Origin of the sequence: Tersicoccus solisilvae (genome assembly GCF_014643255.1) — a bacterium.
Taxonomy (GTDB): domain Bacteria; phylum Actinomycetota; class Actinomycetes; order Actinomycetales; family Micrococcaceae; genus Tersicoccus; species Tersicoccus solisilvae.
In genome coordinates this window covers 197,596-211,650 of the sequence record NZ_BMJI01000002.1, presented here as the reverse complement: position 1 = coordinate 211,650, position 14,055 = coordinate 197,596, and the positions used below count along the sequence as shown (strand labels likewise).

The 14,055-nt window shown below is 72.7% G+C and carries 15 protein-coding genes; 8 read left to right on the top strand and 7 right to left on the bottom strand.

What is annotated here, in order from left to right; translation table 11 throughout:
• The first annotated feature begins 50 nt into the window (after positions 1–50).
• The 4 genes from IEX22_RS03900 (at position 51) to IEX22_RS03885 (ending at position 6,283) form a co-directional block, all read left to right on the top strand.
• Positions 51–2,099, top strand: coding sequence for a S9 family peptidase (locus tag IEX22_RS03900; RefSeq protein ID WP_188666498.1), 2,049 nt, complete (start codon positions 51–53; stop codon positions 2,097–2,099).
• Between the two features lie 153 nt (positions 2,100–2,252).
• Entirely contained in the window at positions 2,253–3,038 is a 786-nt protein-coding gene (locus tag IEX22_RS03895; protein WP_188666496.1) for a DeoR/GlpR family DNA-binding transcription regulator, read from the top strand.
• Complete coding sequence (locus IEX22_RS03890) at positions 3,035–4,003, top strand: 1-phosphofructokinase family hexose kinase (RefSeq protein ID WP_188666494.1); 969 nt, start codon at positions 3,035–3,037, stop codon at positions 4,001–4,003. Before IEX22_RS03895 ends, IEX22_RS03890 begins: the two co-directional genes overlap by 4 nt.
• 54 nt (positions 4,004–4,057) lie before the next feature.
• Positions 4,058–6,283, top strand: a complete 2,226-nt coding sequence (locus tag IEX22_RS03885) for a PTS fructose transporter subunit IIABC (RefSeq protein ID WP_188666492.1) — start codon at positions 4,058–4,060, stop codon at positions 6,281–6,283.
• A gap of 92 nt (positions 6,284–6,375) precedes the next feature.
• Here the strand turns inward: IEX22_RS03885 and IEX22_RS03880 are convergent, their stop codons facing one another.
• The 3 genes from IEX22_RS03880 to IEX22_RS03870 form a co-directional block, all read right to left on the bottom strand.
• On the bottom strand, positions 6,376–6,585 hold the full coding sequence (locus tag IEX22_RS03880; protein WP_268236852.1) for a DUF3140 domain-containing protein: 210 nt from the start codon (positions 6,583–6,585) through the stop codon (positions 6,376–6,378).
• A 120-nt stretch (positions 6,586–6,705) separates the two neighbouring features.
• Positions 6,706–7,203 (bottom strand): SRPBCC family protein, encoded by a 498-nt coding sequence (locus tag IEX22_RS03875; protein WP_188666490.1) that lies wholly within the window; start codon positions 7,201–7,203, stop codon positions 6,706–6,708.
• 62 nt (positions 7,204–7,265) lie between these two features.
• Positions 7,266–7,925, bottom strand: coding sequence for an aspartate/glutamate racemase family protein (locus tag IEX22_RS03870; RefSeq protein ID WP_188666488.1), 660 nt, complete (start codon positions 7,923–7,925; stop codon positions 7,266–7,268).
• 446 nt (positions 7,926–8,371) lie between these two features.
• Between IEX22_RS03870 and IEX22_RS03865 the strand changes: the two genes are divergently transcribed.
• Complete coding sequence (locus tag IEX22_RS03865) at positions 8,372–8,881, top strand: O-acetyl-ADP-ribose deacetylase (protein WP_188666486.1); 510 nt, start codon at positions 8,372–8,374, stop codon at positions 8,879–8,881.
• A 15-nt stretch (positions 8,882–8,896) separates the two neighbouring features.
• On the opposite strand, the gene ybaK is transcribed toward IEX22_RS03865, so the two are convergent.
• Positions 8,897–9,388: a Cys-tRNA(Pro) deacylase gene (gene ybaK / locus IEX22_RS03860; protein WP_188666484.1), complete on the bottom strand. Its 492-nt coding sequence runs from the start codon at positions 9,386–9,388 to the stop codon at positions 8,897–8,899.
• A gap of 217 nt (positions 9,389–9,605) precedes the next feature.
• Here ybaK and IEX22_RS03855 point away from each other — a divergent pair, with 217 nt between their 5' ends.
• Positions 9,606–11,303: a thiamine pyrophosphate-binding protein gene (locus IEX22_RS03855; RefSeq protein ID WP_188666476.1), complete on the top strand. Its 1,698-nt coding sequence runs from the start codon at positions 9,606–9,608 to the stop codon at positions 11,301–11,303.
• Between the two features lie 115 nt (positions 11,304–11,418).
• Here IEX22_RS03855 and IEX22_RS03850 read toward each other — a convergent pair whose 3' ends face one another.
• Positions 11,419–12,051 carry a maleylpyruvate isomerase family mycothiol-dependent enzyme gene (locus IEX22_RS03850; RefSeq protein ID WP_188666474.1) on the bottom strand — a complete coding sequence of 211 codons (633 nt, stop codon included), beginning with the start codon at positions 12,049–12,051 and terminating at the stop codon, positions 11,419–11,421.
• A 113-nt stretch (positions 12,052–12,164) separates the two neighbouring features.
• Between IEX22_RS03850 and IEX22_RS03845 the strand changes: the two genes are divergently transcribed.
• Positions 12,165–12,956, top strand: a complete 792-nt coding sequence (locus tag IEX22_RS03845) for an alpha/beta fold hydrolase (RefSeq protein ID WP_188666472.1) — start codon at positions 12,165–12,167, stop codon at positions 12,954–12,956.
• Here IEX22_RS03845 and IEX22_RS03840 read toward each other — a convergent pair.
• Positions 12,910–13,263, bottom strand: coding sequence for a VOC family protein (locus tag IEX22_RS03840; protein WP_188666471.1), 354 nt, complete (start codon positions 13,261–13,263; stop codon positions 12,910–12,912). The genes IEX22_RS03845 and IEX22_RS03840 overlap by 47 nt on opposite strands.
• A gap of 20 nt (positions 13,264–13,283) precedes the next feature.
• On the bottom strand, positions 13,284–13,550 hold the full coding sequence (locus IEX22_RS03835) for a VOC family protein (RefSeq protein WP_188666463.1): 267 nt from the start codon (positions 13,548–13,550) through the stop codon (positions 13,284–13,286).
• Here IEX22_RS03835 and mobC point away from each other — a divergent pair.
• Complete coding sequence (mobC, locus tag IEX22_RS16075) at positions 13,549–13,827, top strand: plasmid mobilization relaxosome protein MobC (protein ID WP_188666461.1); 279 nt, start codon at positions 13,549–13,551, stop codon at positions 13,825–13,827. The two genes, IEX22_RS03835 and mobC, sit on opposite strands and share 2 nt — an antisense overlap.
• Positions 13,828–14,055: the final 228 nt, after the last annotated feature.

Sequence of the window (14,055 nt, the reverse complement as noted above, 5' to 3'; positions counted from 1 at the left end):
GCCTGTGACGTGCGTCTCTGCCCACCGTCGAACGCCAGTAGGCTGATCGGATGCGCCCCGAACAGATCGAGCTGCTGGTCACGCCCGGCACGCCCACCATCCATCCCGAGGGCAGCCGCGTCGTCGTGGCGACCTCCCGCCCCAGCCTGGCCGCCGACGCCTACGTCGGCCAGCTCCTGGCCCTGACCCTCGGGGGCGACGGGCCGACCACCCCGCAGCGCCTCACCCAGGGCCGGCACGACTCCGCCCCCCGCTACAGCCCGGACGGCCGGTTGGTCGGCTTCCTCCGCGCCGACGGCGGCCCGGCCCAGCTCGCGCTCATGAACGCCGACGGTGGCGAGCCGCGCGTGGTGACGGACCGGCTACTCGGCGTCAGCGACTTCGCCTTCTCCCCGGACTCGCGGCACGTCGTCCTCGTCTCCCGCGAGCCCGAGGCCGGCCGGTACGGCTCCCTCGACGGGGTGGGCCCCGCCGCCGAGGACCCACGGTTGATCACCGGGCACCGCTACCAGGCCAACGGCGTCGGCTACACCCGGGACCGTCCCGCCCAGCTGTTCCTGCTCGAGCTGCCCGACCTGGACGCCGAGCCCCCGGTCGAGCCGACCGGCCGGGCCAAGGACGCCGCCGCGAAGGCGGGGACGGAGGACCAGCACCGCACCGTCCCGGCCCTGCAGCAGCTCACCGACGGCATCGCCGACCACCGGGTCCCGGTGTTCGCCCCCGACGGGCGCACGGTCTACTTCGTCGCCGCACTGCACCCGACCCAGGACACGGACTTGCGCGTCGGCGTCTACGCCACCGACACGACGGGGGCGGCGCCGCGGCTCGTCACCGCCGGCGCACCGGATCTGGCCGCCGCGTCCGTGGCCCCGACCCCGGACGGACGTGCCCTGTACGTGCTGGCCAGCGACACGGGCTCCGACGGACAGGATTTCGTCGCCCGGAACCCGGCCGTATACCTGGCCGATCTCGACGCCGACGGCGTGGCCACGACCGCGCCGCGCCGTCTCACCGATCCCGAGACCATGGACCCGTCCGGCGGCGACGGCCGGCTGGTCCCCACCGGCGACGGCGGCGTCCTCGTCGTCGTCAACGCCCGGGGACGCGGGGAACTCGTCCACGTGGACGGCGGTGCTGGGGTGCGCACCCTGCACAGCGGCGACGACGTCGTCACCGGCGTGGCGGCGGCGGCCGGTCGGATCGTGGTCACCGTCAGCAGTCCGACCTCGGCCGGGGATCTCGCGCAGCTCGTCGACGACGGCACCGATACCGGCCTGCGGACGCTGACCGATCTCAGCGCGCCCCTGCGGTCGGCGACCGAGGTGATCGTCCCCGTCGAGCGCACCGTCACGGCCGCCGACGGGTACCCGGTGCACGGGTGGGTGCTCGTCCCGTCCGGGCCGGGCCCTCACCCGGTGCTGCTGAACATCCACGGCGGCCCCTACGCCCAGTACGGATGGAACCTGTTCGACGAGGCCCAGGTGTACGCGGAGGCGGGCTACGCCGTCGTCATGTGCAACCCGCGTGGTTCGGCCGGGTACGGGCAGGAGCACGGCCGGTCGATCCGGCAGGCGATGGGCACCGTGGACGCCTCCGACGTGCTCACCTTCCTGGAGGGGGCCGTCGACGCGGACCCGGCGCTGGACGGAACTCGCCTCGGGGTGATGGGCGGCTCGTACGGCGGCTTCCTCACCGCCTGGCTGATCGCCCACGACCACCGCTTCGCCGGCGCCGTCGTCGAACGCGGCTTCCTCGACCCGGACGGCTTCGCCGGGACCTCGGACATCGGGTCGTTCTTCGGGCACGAGTACGTCGGCAGGGACCCGGAGGCGATGCGCGCGCAGAGCCCGCTCGCCGTCGCCGATCAGGTGCGCACGCCGACCCTGGTGATCCACTCCGAGCAGGACCTGCGCTGCCCGCTGCCGCAGGCGCAGCGGTACTTCGAGCGGCTGCTGGACGCCGGGGTCGACGCGCAGCTGCTCGTCTTCCCGGGCGAGAACCACGAGCTCTCCCGCTCGGGCACGCCCTGGCACCGGGTGCAGCGTTTCGAGGCGATCCTGCGGTTCTGGCAGCGCAGGTTGCCGGTGACCGCGAGCTGAGAGATACCGGCCCCCGCCGGTGCCGTACGTGGGTTCATCTGTGTTTGGTTTGGATTGCTTGACATCCACAGATGAACCCACGTACGGTTGTGCCCGTCACATCGTGTGAGCGGGATCACCCGTCTCGCCGCGGCCGGGTCGGGAGGAGAGCGCGTGTTCGCCGAGGAACGTCAACTGCGCATCGCGCGCTGGGTCACGGATTCCGGGCGCGTCAGCGTCGGGGAGCTGGCCAGCACGTTCGACCTGACGCAGGAGACCATCCGCCGCGACCTGAGCCTGCTCGAGGCCGAGGGCGTGCTGCGCCGCGTGCACGGGGGAGCGGTCGCCGCCAGCCGGGTCAGCCTGGCCGAGGCGTCGCTGCCCGAGCGGCAGAACCGCAACGTCGACGCCAAGGCCCGGATCGCCGCGGCCGCCCTCGACCTGGTGCCCACGTCGGCCACCGGGTCGGTGGTCCTGGATGCCGGCACGACGACGACCGCCCTGGCCGGCCAGCTCGGCCCCGCCTGCGAGAACCGTGGCTCGGCGCTGCTGCTGATCACCAACTCCCTCCCGGTCGCGACCGCCCTCACGGGCGCCCCGAACATCGAGCTCGAGGTGCTCGGCGGCCGGATCCGCCCCACCACCGGCGCCGCGGTCGGCCCCGTCGCCGTCGAGCGGATGGGCCGGTTGCGTCCCGACATCGCGTTCGTCGGCACCAACGGCATCGACGCCGCCTTCGGGCTGAGCACTCCCGACGCGCAGGAGGCGTCCGTCAAGAGCGCCTTCGTGCGCAGCGCTCACCGCGTCGTCGTGCTCGCCGACGCCTCCAAACTGGGGGTCACGGCGCTGGTCCAATTCGCCGAGCTCGACGCCGTGGACACCCTGATCACCGACACCGAGCCCGCCGGAACCCTCCGGGAGGCCCTGAACGAGGCGGAAGTCGAGGTCCTGGTCGCATGATCATCACGTTCACCGCGAACCCGAGTCTGGATCGCACCATCGAACTGCCGGGGCCGCTGGCCCGGGGCGAGGTGCAGCGCGCCGTCGCCGCCGCCCAGCAGCCCGGCGGCAAGGGCGTCAACGTCAGCCGCGCGCTGGTCGCCTCCGCCGAGGAGTCGTTGGCGCTGCTGCCGGGCGACGACGACGACGCCGTCGTGGCCGCCCTGCGCGCGGAGGGCATCCCGCACCGCACCCTGCCGATCGGGCGCCCGCTGCGCAGCAACGTCACCGTCACCGAGCCGGACGGCACCACCACCAAGATCAACGAGCCCGGCCCCACACTGACCGACGCGCAGCGGGCCGAGCTGCTCGCCCTCGTCGTCTCCCACGGCGCCGACGCGTCCTGGCTCGTGCTCGCCGGGTCGCTCCCGCCCGGGCTGCCCGAGGATTTCTACGTCGAGGTCATCCTCGAGGTGCGCTCCCGCTGGGGTGCCCGCGCACCGCGCATCGCCGTCGACTCCTCCGGAGCACCGCTGGCGGCCGTGCTGGCCGCGGGCCCGGACGCCGCGCCGGACCTGATCAAGCCCAATGCCGAGGAGCTCGCCGAGCTGACCGGCGTCGGCCATGGGGACAGCCTGGAGTCCGACCCGGAGGAGGCCGCCCGGGCGGCCGCCGGGCTGGTGGAAGGCGGCGTCGGCACCGTGCTCGCCACGCTCGGATCGAAGGGCGCCCTGGTGGTCACCGCGCAGGAGACGTTCCGCGCCACCCATCCGCCGGTCACCGCCCGGAGCACGGTCGGTGCCGGGGATTCGTCGCTGGCCGGTTTCCTCATTGCCAGCACCCGGGGCGCGGACCTCGCCGGCTGCGCCCGGCAGGCCGTCGCTCACGGAGCCGCCGCGGCGTCGCTGCCCGGCTCCAGCGTCCCGACCCTCGAGCAGACGACGCCCGACGCCGTCGAGCTCACCCCGCTCACCCGCAGTATCTGAAGCAGCACCGCCTGAATCGTCACCCGCCGGGTGCCAACCACAAGGAGAGATGACATGTCATCGATGATCATTCCGGAGCTGGTCACTCTGGACCAGGATCTCGGCGGGGACAAGTCCGCCGTGATCCGGCACCTGGCCAGCTCCATCGTGTCCGCCGGACGCGCCGACGACCTCGAGGGGCTCTACGGTGACGCGTGGGCCCGCGAGTCGAAGACCGCGACGGGCGTGCCCGGCGGGATCGGCATCCCGCACTGCAAGTCCGCCCACGTGACGACGCCGTCGCTGGCGATGGCGCGGCTGCCGCGGGGAGTGGACTGGGGCGCCAACGACGGCCCCGCCGACATCGTCTTCTTCATCGCCGCCACCGAGGGAGCGGACCAGGCGCACCTGAAGCTGCTCGCGAAGCTCGCCCGGTCCCTGATCAAGAAGGACTTCACCGCGGCGCTGCGCGCGGCGAGGACGCCGCAGGAGGTCGTCGACCTGGTCGAGGACGCCATCAGCGACCAGCCCGCGGCGGCTCCGGCTCAGCCGGCAGCGGGCGCCGGCACTGGGGTGACCGAGGCCGTCGCCGACGAGCGGCAGGCGAATGCCGGCGCCGACGCCACCGGGGCCACCGCCGCCGGTGCTGCCGCGGGCGGCGCCGCGGGTGCTGCCGGGAGCGACGTCCGGTCCGCTCCCGCGGAGGGCGCTGGAGCCGAGGCCGGCACCGGGGCCGGGTCCGGCGGACGGAAGTCGCTCGTCGCCGTCACCGCCTGCCCCACCGGCATCGCCCACACCTACATGGCCGCCGACTCCCTGCAGGCCGCGGCCGACGAGATGGGCGTGCCGCTGCAGGTCGAGACCCAGGGTTCGGCCGGAGCCACCCCGCTGCCCAAGAACGTCATCGACGACGCCGCGGCCGTGATCTTCGCGGTCGAGGTGGACGTGCGGGACAAGGGCCGGTTCGCCGGCAAGCCCGTCATCCAGGGCCCGGTCAAGCGCGGCATCGACGAGCCGAAGCAGATGATCGAGGAGGCCCTCGCGGCGGCCGACAACCCGAACGCCCGCCGCGTCGGCGGCGCGGCGGACACGTCGGTCGACGAAGGCGCGGGGGAGAGCTTCGGCGCCAAGACCAAGAAGGTCCTGCTTACCGGTGTCAGCTACATGATCCCGTTTGTCGCGGCCGGTGGTCTGCTGATCGCGCTCGGCTTCCTGTTCGGTGGCTACGACATCGCTCTGAACCAGGACAACGGCAAGACGCTCGCTGACAACATCCTGGCGAACAACTCGATCTGGAACCTTCCCACCGATGTCCACACGGAGAGCCCGCTGGCGTTCCTCGGCCCGTTCGGCCTTTACCTCGGGGCTGTGCTCTTCAAGGTCGGCGGACTCTCAATGGGATTCCTCGTCCCCGCACTGGCCGGCTACATCGCCTACGGCATGGCGGACCGTCCCGGCATCGCGCCCGGGTTCACCGCCGGTGCGGTGGCGGGTTTCATGGGCGCCGGTTTCATCGGCGGCCTCGTCGGCGGTGTGCTCGCTGGTGCAGTGGCGCACTACTTCGCGCATCTGTCCGCACCGCGGTGGCTGCGCGGTCTCATGCCCGTCGTCATCATTCCGCTTCTCGCTTCGCTGGTGGCGGGTGGTCTGATGCTGTTCATTCTCGGCGCGCCGATCGTCTGGCTGACCAACGCCCTCAACGCCTGGCTGACAGGGCTGAGCGGTGCCGCCGCCATCGGTCTCGGCATCATTCTCGGCTTGATGATGGCGTTCGACCTCGGTGGCCCGGTCAACAAGGTGGCCTACTCGTTCGCCGTCGCCGGGCTCGCAGCCGGATCGGTGTCCAATACGGCGCCCTACGGGATCATGGCCGCGGTGATGGCGGCAGGCATGGTGCCGCCGCTCGCACTGGCGCTGGCGACCGCGCTGGACAAGAAGCACTACAGTCTCGCCGAGCGGGAGAACGGCAAGGCCGCCTGGCTGCTCGGCGCGTCCTTCATCTCGGAGGGTGCCATCCCGTTCGCGGCGGCTGACCCGCTGCGCGTCATTCCGGCGTCCATGGTGGGCGCGGCCGTCACCGGAGCGACAATCATGGGTCTGGGCGTCACGTCACGAGCTCCCCACGGTGGGATCTTCGTCTTCTTCGCGATGAACAATCCGCTGCTGTTCATCCTGGCGATCATCCTCGGGACGGTCGTCTCGGCGGCGGCGCTGATCGCGCTGAAGCGCGTGGGCACACGCCGGCCCGAGGCGGACCGCGAGGAGGTCGTCAGCCCCGCCCGGCAGACCGCCGCGGCCTGACGCACCACCTCCACCCGCACGAGCGGGCGGTGACTCCTCACGGAGTCGCCGCCCGCTCGTCGTTCGCAGTCCGTGTCCGGGCCGGTCTGCCGCTACTTCTTCAGCGGGTCGTTGCCCCAGTTCATCAGCGAGTACCGCCAGCGCGTGTGTTCCACGTCGCCGTCCGGGCGCTGCGCCGAGTGACGCTTGACGTAGCCGACGACCTTGGCCATGTGCTGCCAGTCGCCGTCGGTGAGGTCGGCCTTCTTCGTGTGCAGGATCGTCACGATGTGGCGTCCGCTCTCGTGCCCGGTGGACCTCACCGCCGCCGTCCTTCTGGCCGACCTCCTTGGCCTCGTCGGTGGTCAGCCAGCGCTCCAGCTCGCCGGCGGTCATGTTGACCGCCGCGCTGAAGTCCGTCCACGTGCTCTCACGGTCGGCGCTCATGCGTCCTCCGCCCGGCCGGTATCACCGGGGGCCGAGCCGGCCGCGGCGATCGCCAACTGGTCCAGGCCCTTCTCGAAGTCCTTGCCGACCAGCTTGTCCATGGGCACGACGAGCGCGAAGATCCGGCCGAGGCCGCGGTTCTCCCCGGTCATGGTCCAGGTGACCCGGGTGCTGCCCGGACCGGCCGCGTCGAACGTGAAGGTGGTCGGGTTGACCGCCTTCATCGGCCTGCTGAACTCCAGGCGGAGGTGGATGCGGGTGTGGGGGACGGACTCGAGGATCTCCATGGAACCGGACCCGGCCTTCCGGTTGCCCCGCCAGGTGTAACGGGCGCCGACGCCGCGGTCCGGACCGGCGTACGTCCGCTCCATCTGCGGGTCGAGGCCCTCCCAGGGGGACCAGGCGGTCCACCGGTGGAAGTCGTCGACGAGGGGGAACAGGGTCTCGGCAGGGGCGTCGATGACGCGGCTGCGGGAGATGGCGAAGCTGCTCATGCGGGCCAGTGTAGGAGGTGACGGCACGCGCGTCTGCTGCCGTCAGGGCGTGGGCGCACCGCTCAGATCACGTACGTGTGCGCCTGCCGGGCCGCGACCCCGGAGGCGAGCATCGACCCGGCCGCGATCACCGCGTCGATCACCGGGAGCTCCAGGCGGCGGCGCAGTTCGGCCGCCATGCCGATGCTGGAGAGTCCCGTGGTGCCGAGCACGATGACGTCGGCGCCCGCGTCGGCCAGCAGGTGGGCGTCGGTGATGGCGTCCATGACGCCGGTCGGCGTGAGGTAGTCGGCGGGCCGGTGGGAGGCGCCGGCGCCGTCGATGACGAGCATCCGGTCGCCGATGGCGTCCGCGATCACCGTGGGGGCCGTGCGGCTGAGGCCGAGCACGCCGACGGTGCCGCCGAAGGCCGCGGCCGCGGCGCCCGCCGCGGATCCGGCCCCGACCACCGGGATGTCGACCGCGGAACGGGCCAGCTCGAGGCCCGGGTCGGCCGCGCAGCTGATCACGATCGCGTCGACGTCGGGGGCGAGCTCGACGGCGAGGCGGGCGACCTTCGGGGCCGCGGCGGCCAGCGACGCGTCGTCGTACACGCCGTCGGGCTGGTTCTCGATGGCGCGGGTGAGGACCTCGAACCCGAAGGTGTTCTCGAGGGCGGCGCCGTGGCTGTCGAGCAGGCGGGGATCGGTGGTGGTGACGGCGCGGATCAGTCCGACCTTCATGAGGTGTCTCCTGGGGTGGGTCGTTCGGGGGACACCCATCACGCTAGGAGGCCGATGTTTCCGTCCGGTGTGCGCGGCATGACGATCAGCTGTGGGAGGTGGGTCACCCTGTCCTGCGCGGGGCGCACCGCCGTCCGTCGGCTCAGGTGGGGTCGGTGCCGCCGTCGGGCTCGTCGCTGTGCCGCTCGCCGGTGAGGCGGCCGAGCGTCGGGCCCCCACCTGCTGCCCGGCGTTCGTCAGAGCCGCGGCGGCATCGGGGTCGGTGCCGTCGACGGGCTCGACCCCCGGGTCGGAGCGGTCCGTGGCGTCGGTGCTGCCCACGTCGCGCCGCAGCCGCTCGTCGTCGGGCAGGTCCGCATCGGAGGCGCTGGGGTTCTCGGTGCTCATGTCGCCAGCGAACCATCCGGGGGAGCGCGGTGACAAGTGCCCGTGCCACCATGGCGGACATGGACATCGAGCTGGCGCTGGGCGACATCACCACGTGGGAGGTCGACGCGATCGTCAACGCCGCCAACCACACGCTGCTCGGCGGCGGTGGAGTGGACGGTGCGATTCACCGCGCGGGCGGGCGGGCGATCCTGGAGGAATGCCGGGTCCTCCGGGCGGACCGGTACCCGGACGGGCTGCCGACCGGCGAGGCGGTGGCCACCACCGGCGGCGACCTGCCCGCTCGGTGGGTGATCCATACCGTCGGGCCCACCTGGGCGAAGACGAAGGACAAGTCGGATCTGCTGCGCTCCTGCTTCCGGACGAGCCTGACCGTGGCGGACGAGCTCGGCGCGTCCACCGTCGCGTTCCCGTTGATCTCCGCCGGCGTGTACCGCTGGCCGAAGGAGGACGCGATCATCCAGGCGCTCAGCACGCTGCGGGCGACGTCGACATCGGTGCGGACGGCGACGCTGGTGCTCTACGACGAGGCGACCCACCGGCTGGCGCAGCGGCTCGCCTCGTCGTGACCGACGGGCGCGGTCTCAAACGGCGGAGATCGACGCAACGACGCCCTTGGTGAGCGCCAGCAGGTCGTTCGGCGAGAGCTCGACGTCGAAGCCGCGTCGGCCGCCGCTGACCAGGATCGTGGCGTGCCCGGTGGCGCTCGTGTCGAGCACGGTGGGCAGTGTCGACCGTTGGCCGAGCGGGGAGATGCCGCCGGCAACGTACCCGGTGACCCGCTCGGCGTCCTTGACGTCCGCCATCCGCACGCGTTTGACGCCGAGGGCGGCGGCGAGGTGCTTGAGGTCCAGCGTGGTGGCGACCGGCACGATCCCGACGGCGAGTCCTGCGCCGGTGTCCACGACCAGCGTCTTGAACACGCGCGCGGGGTCGACGCCCAGTGCCTCGGCGGCCTCGAGACCATACGACGGGGCGGCCGGGTCGTGGTCGTAGGCCCGCTCGGCGAACGGGATGCGGGCGGCGGTCAGCGCGCGCACCGCCGGTGTCCCGCCGGATCCGCCGTGACGACTCATCCGGCCACCGTAGCGCGCCGATGCCCCCTCGGTTCACTGGTCGATCGACGCGGGTTCCGGCGTCACGGACAGCGGATTTCCCGCAGTCATCGACCAGTCAGCGGGGCCGCCGCACCCGCGGTGGGACGCGGGAGGCGCCGGCCGGGAAGGAGAAGCGGGCGACGACCCCGCTACGCTCGGTGACGACGTCCCCAACGCCTCCGGAAAGCGATTGCTCATGACCACCGTGTCCGCCCGCCTCGCCACCGTCCTCGCCGCGCACGTCGACCAGGCGTTCGCCCTGATGGGCAACGGCAACGCGTGGTTCCTCGACGCGTTGCGCACGACGGACATGCGGATCACGGCCGTGCGGCACGAGACGGCCACGGTCGCGTCCGCCGACGCCTATCACCGGGTGTGTGGGCGGGTCGGCCTGGCCACGATGACCTACGGGCCGGGTTTCACCAACACCGTGACGTCGCTGGCCGAGGCGGCGCAGGCCCGCACGCCGCTGCTCGTCGTCGCGGGGGCGGCCCCGACCACCGGCCCGCGACCCTGGGACGTCGACCAGACGGCCATCGCCGCTGCCGTGGGGGTGCCCACCTACACGGTCGACGCCGGGACGCCCGGCCGGGTCGCGGTCGAGGCGCTGCATCACGCCCTCGCCCGACGCACTCCGGTCATCCTCGCCCTCCCGTACGACCTGGTGAACGCGCCGACCGCCGAGGACGACGACGTGCCGGCGCTGCCGGCGCTGCCGACGCCGCCCGGACCCGGCGGTGCCGACGTCGCGCGGGTCGCCGAGGTGCTCGGCGCTGCGGCACGACCGCTGATCCTCGCCGGTCGGGGCGCGAAGGCCGCGGCCGTGCAGGTCCGGGAGCTGGCGGATCGGCTCGGTGCCGTCACCGCGAGCAGCGCCCCGGCGCGCGGCCTGTTCGCGGGACGTCCGTACGACCTCGGCGTGGCGGGCGGCTTCGCCTCCGTCCCGTCGGCCGAGTTGATCCACGCCGCCGACGTCGTCCTGGCCGTCGGCGCCGGGCTGAATCAGTTCACGACCGCCTTCGGCCAGGCCTTCGCGCCCCACGCCCGGGTGATCCAGGTCGACCTGGCCGAGCACGCCCTGCACCCGGCCGTGACCGACGTCGTCCGCGGCGACGCCTCGATCGTCGTCCGGGCGCTGGCCGATGAACTCGCCGACCATCCGCGCCCGGATCGGCCGTGGGGAGGCGCCGCCGAGACCGCGCGCGACGGGCGCCTCATCTTCGAGCGCGAGCCGGGGGAGCGCGCTGCGCCGGACGGGCGGTTGGACCCGCGCAGCGTGATGCGTCGGCTCGACGCGGTGCTGCCCGCCGATCGGGTCGTCGTCTCCGACGGCGGTCACTTCATCGGCTGGGCCAACACCTACCTCGATCTGCCGGCCGCGGACAGCATCACCCTGGTGGGCACGGCGTTCCAATCCATCGGGCTCGGCTTCCCGTCGGCCCCCGGCGCGGCCGCCGCCCGCCCCGATGCCACGGTCGTCGTCGTCACCGGCGACGGCGGAGGACTGATGGGGCTGCCGGACCTGGACTCCCTCGCGCGCGCCGCGGCCAGCGCGATCGTGCTGGTGTTCAACGACGCCGCCTACGGGGCCGAGGTGCACCAGTACGGCTCCCAGGGTCTCGACCAGGACATCATGCTCATCGACGAGGTGGATTTCGCCCGGGTGGCCACCGGGTTCGGGTGCGCCTCGGCGGTCGTTCGCACGTTCGACGACCTCGACGCGATCGAGGCCTGGGTAGCCGACGGCGCTCGGGGCACCTTCGTGGCGGACCTGCGGGTGTCCCGCGAGGTCGTCGCGCCGTACATCCTCGAGATCATCGAGGCGACGCTGAAGGCGCCGAAGCCGGGGGATCCGTCGTCCGCCGAGGCGGCAGGCGCGCTGACGGAGGCCTGAGCGGAGATCGTCAGCCCGCGACGATCTCCGGCTGGGAGCCCTGCCCGTTCTCCCGGAACGAGGCGGTGTGGCCCGGACCGCCGGCGTGGTGCAGCGGATTCACGGTGTCGGCTCGTCATGTGCGCCGTGCCGTGAGGACGGCGACCCCGGGCCCGGTCAGGTCGGCGTGCGCCGCCGACCGGCCGGCGACCGCCAGCAGCAGGGCCTCGGCCGGTCCGTCGATGCGCGGCCCCGTCGTCGGACCGTGCGCCCAGCTGGCGTCAGTGGCGATCAGCCTCAGGTCCTCCACGTGTCGCCGCGACGGCAGCGTCGGCGCCGTGAGGGCGAAGTCGAGCGCGTGCAGCAGGCGTTCGGTGGGGACGTCCCGGGTGAGCCCGAGCGGGCGGCGGATGTCCTGGTGGTGGATCACGGCGTCCGTCAGGGCGATGCCGCCATGGAACGCGGCCGTCAGGCCCGTCGGGGTGAGTCGGCGGTTCAGCAGGTCGAGCAGCTGTGCCGGCTCGTGCCGCGCGTACCGGCGCAGGGCGACGTCGTTGATCCGGCCGAAGCGCAGGCCGCCGCGCAGGAAGACCGAGGCGAGCGCGGCGGGGGAGAGGCCGTCGAACGAGATCAGGTGGGCGACGACGTCGCGCACGGTCCACCCGGTGCAGAGGGATGACGTCCGCCACTGGTCCGGTGACAGGGTGCGCAGGAACCGCAGCAGGTCGGCGCGTTCGTCGCGGGCGAGGCCGATGAGATCCGCGGTCATGACGTGAGCGTAGCGCGGTCACCGGCGGCATCGACATGGCCGGCCACCGGCATCGGCACGGAGCAGAGGCCGTCGTCGCACCCTGCACGGGGGCCCCGGTCTACGGTGGAGCGATGGAATGCCGGGTCGGGCAGACGACGGTCCACTACGTCGAGCACGGGCACGGGACGCCGGTGCTCGTCCTCCACGGCGCCGGGGTCGACCACCGCGAGGCGGAGGCCTGCTTCGACCCGGGACTCGACGTCGACGGCCTCCGTCGGCTCTATCCCGACCTGCCCGGGATGGGCCGCACGGCTGCGCCGCCGTCGATCCGCAGCGCCGACGACGTGCTCGACATCCTCCTCGGGTTCATCGACAGGGTCGCCCGGGGAGGGGATCTGCTCGTCGCCGGACACTCCGCCGGCGCGCACTACGCCCGCGCTCTTGCGGCGCGACGTCCCGGTGTGACCGGCCTGGCCCTGATCTGCCCGCTGCTTCCCGACACTCACGACGTGCCCACGCACGCGCCCGTCATCGCCCGTGACGACCTCGGGGACGCCGGGTTCCACGGGTATTTCGTGCTCCAGACCCCGGAGATGCTCGATCGCTACGAGCGGTTCGTCGCGCCCGCGGCCGAGCTGGTGGACGCGGTCGCGATGGACCGCATCGGGCAACGGTGGGAGCTCGCCGCGGCGGGGGAGCCGTATGTCGGGCCGGTGCTGCTGGTCGCCGGCCGCCGGGACTCGACGGTGGGCTGGGCGGCGACGGCCGACCTGGCCGAGGTCTATCCGCGGGCCACCCTGGCCGTGCTCGACGACGTCGGGCACGCGCTGCCGCACGAGGAGTCCACCCTGCTGGCCGCCCTGCTCCAGGACTGGCTCAGGCGGGTTGCCACAACTCGATCCGACGGCCCTCCGGGTCGGTGACCCAGCCGAACCGGCCCACGCCCTCCATCTCCTGCGTCTCCTCGGCGACGTCGGCGCCCTTCTGGCGCAGCTGGGCGAGCATCGCGTCCAGGTCGCGGACCCGGAAGTTGAGCATCGCCTGCTGGGTGGCGGAGCCGAAGTAGTCCGTGTCGGCGGGGAACGCCGCGAAGACGGTCGGACCCGCCTCCTGCGTCCACTGGCCGTACTCGTCCAGGTCGAGGCCGAGGCAGTCGCGATACCAGCCGGTCACCGCCTCCGGGTCCGACGCACGGAGGAAGTGGCCGCCGATGCCGAGCACGTGTTCCATGGCCCCAGTCTGACACCCGCTCAGGCCACGGACGGGACCCGGCTGACCAGGCCGACGAGGTTGCCCTCGCTGTCGCGGACGAACGCGTGCCACTCGTCGGTCCCGTCGGGGCCCAGGGTGTCGTCGGCATGGGTGAAGATGACGTGCGGCTCGCTCTCCACGTCGGTGCCGGACGTGCGGAGTCGTTCCACGGCGCCGGGCAGGTCCTCGACCTCGAGATAGAGCAACGACGACGGGGCGGTGCGGTCGAGTAGGAGCCGCACCGGGCCGAGCCGGAAGAACAACATGCCGGGCGAATCGAATCGGGCGGTCGCACTGGCCGTGCTGCGGTTCGACGGCGGGAACGAACTGATCATCCACTCGATGAAGGCCCGGCGGCGTGAGCAGCTCGGTGAGCTGCTGGCGATGCGACGGCTGATGGCGACCATCGCCAACAACGTCAACCAGCTCGCCAAGCACGCGAACCAGACCGGGGAAGTCCCGGCGGAGGCTGCGGCCACGCTGCGCATCGCACGGACATTCGGCGAAGAAGCGCTGGCGAAGCTGGAGGAGTACCGGCTGTGATCCCGAACGTGACGAGGGGCTCCCGGCCGGCCGGGCTGATGTCGCACCTGGTGGGCCCGGGGCGGGCCAACGAGCACACTCATCCGCACCTGATCAACGGGTCCGCCACCATCATGGCGTGGCACGACCATGCCGAACTCGATACGACCGCGGCCAAGTCCATCGCCCGGAAGATCGACCTGAACCGTCGCACCTACGGGCTCGACGAAATGATGCGTCACGTCTGGC

Excerpts from the sequence above, each read along its gene's own strand:
- IEX22_RS03900 (WP_188666498.1), top strand. The coding sequence starts at position 51 with ATGCGCCCCGAACAGATCGAGCTGCTGGTCACGCCCGGCACGCCCACC.
- IEX22_RS03890 (WP_188666494.1), top strand. The coding sequence starts at position 3,035 with ATGATCATCACGTTCACCGCGAACCCGAGTCTGGATCGCACCATCGAA.
- IEX22_RS03885 (WP_188666492.1), top strand. The coding sequence starts at position 4,058 with ATGTCATCGATGATCATTCCGGAGCTGGTCACTCTGGACCAGGATCTC.
- IEX22_RS03875 (WP_188666490.1), bottom strand. The coding sequence starts at position 7,203 with ATGAGCAGCTTCGCCATCTCCCGCAGCCGCGTCATCGACGCCCCTGCC.
- IEX22_RS03870 (WP_188666488.1), bottom strand. The coding sequence starts at position 7,925 with ATGAAGGTCGGACTGATCCGCGCCGTCACCACCACCGATCCCCGCCTG.
- IEX22_RS03865 (WP_188666486.1), top strand. The coding sequence starts at position 8,372 with ATGGACATCGAGCTGGCGCTGGGCGACATCACCACGTGGGAGGTCGAC.
- ybaK (WP_188666484.1), bottom strand. The coding sequence starts at position 9,388 with ATGAGTCGTCACGGCGGATCCGGCGGGACACCGGCGGTGCGCGCGCTG.
- IEX22_RS03855 (WP_188666476.1), top strand. The coding sequence starts at position 9,606 with ATGACCACCGTGTCCGCCCGCCTCGCCACCGTCCTCGCCGCGCACGTC.
- IEX22_RS03850 (WP_188666474.1), bottom strand. The coding sequence starts at position 12,051 with ATGACCGCGGATCTCATCGGCCTCGCCCGCGACGAACGCGCCGACCTG.
- IEX22_RS03845 (WP_188666472.1), top strand. The coding sequence starts at position 12,165 with ATGGAATGCCGGGTCGGGCAGACGACGGTCCACTACGTCGAGCACGGG.
- IEX22_RS03840 (WP_188666471.1), bottom strand. The coding sequence starts at position 13,263 with ATGGAACACGTGCTCGGCATCGGCGGCCACTTCCTCCGTGCGTCGGAC.
- mobC (WP_188666461.1), top strand. The coding sequence starts at position 13,549 with ATGCCGGGCGAATCGAATCGGGCGGTCGCACTGGCCGTGCTGCGGTTC.
- IEX22_RS03835 (WP_188666463.1), bottom strand. The coding sequence starts at position 13,550 with ATGTTGTTCTTCCGGCTCGGCCCGGTGCGGCTCCTACTCGACCGCACC.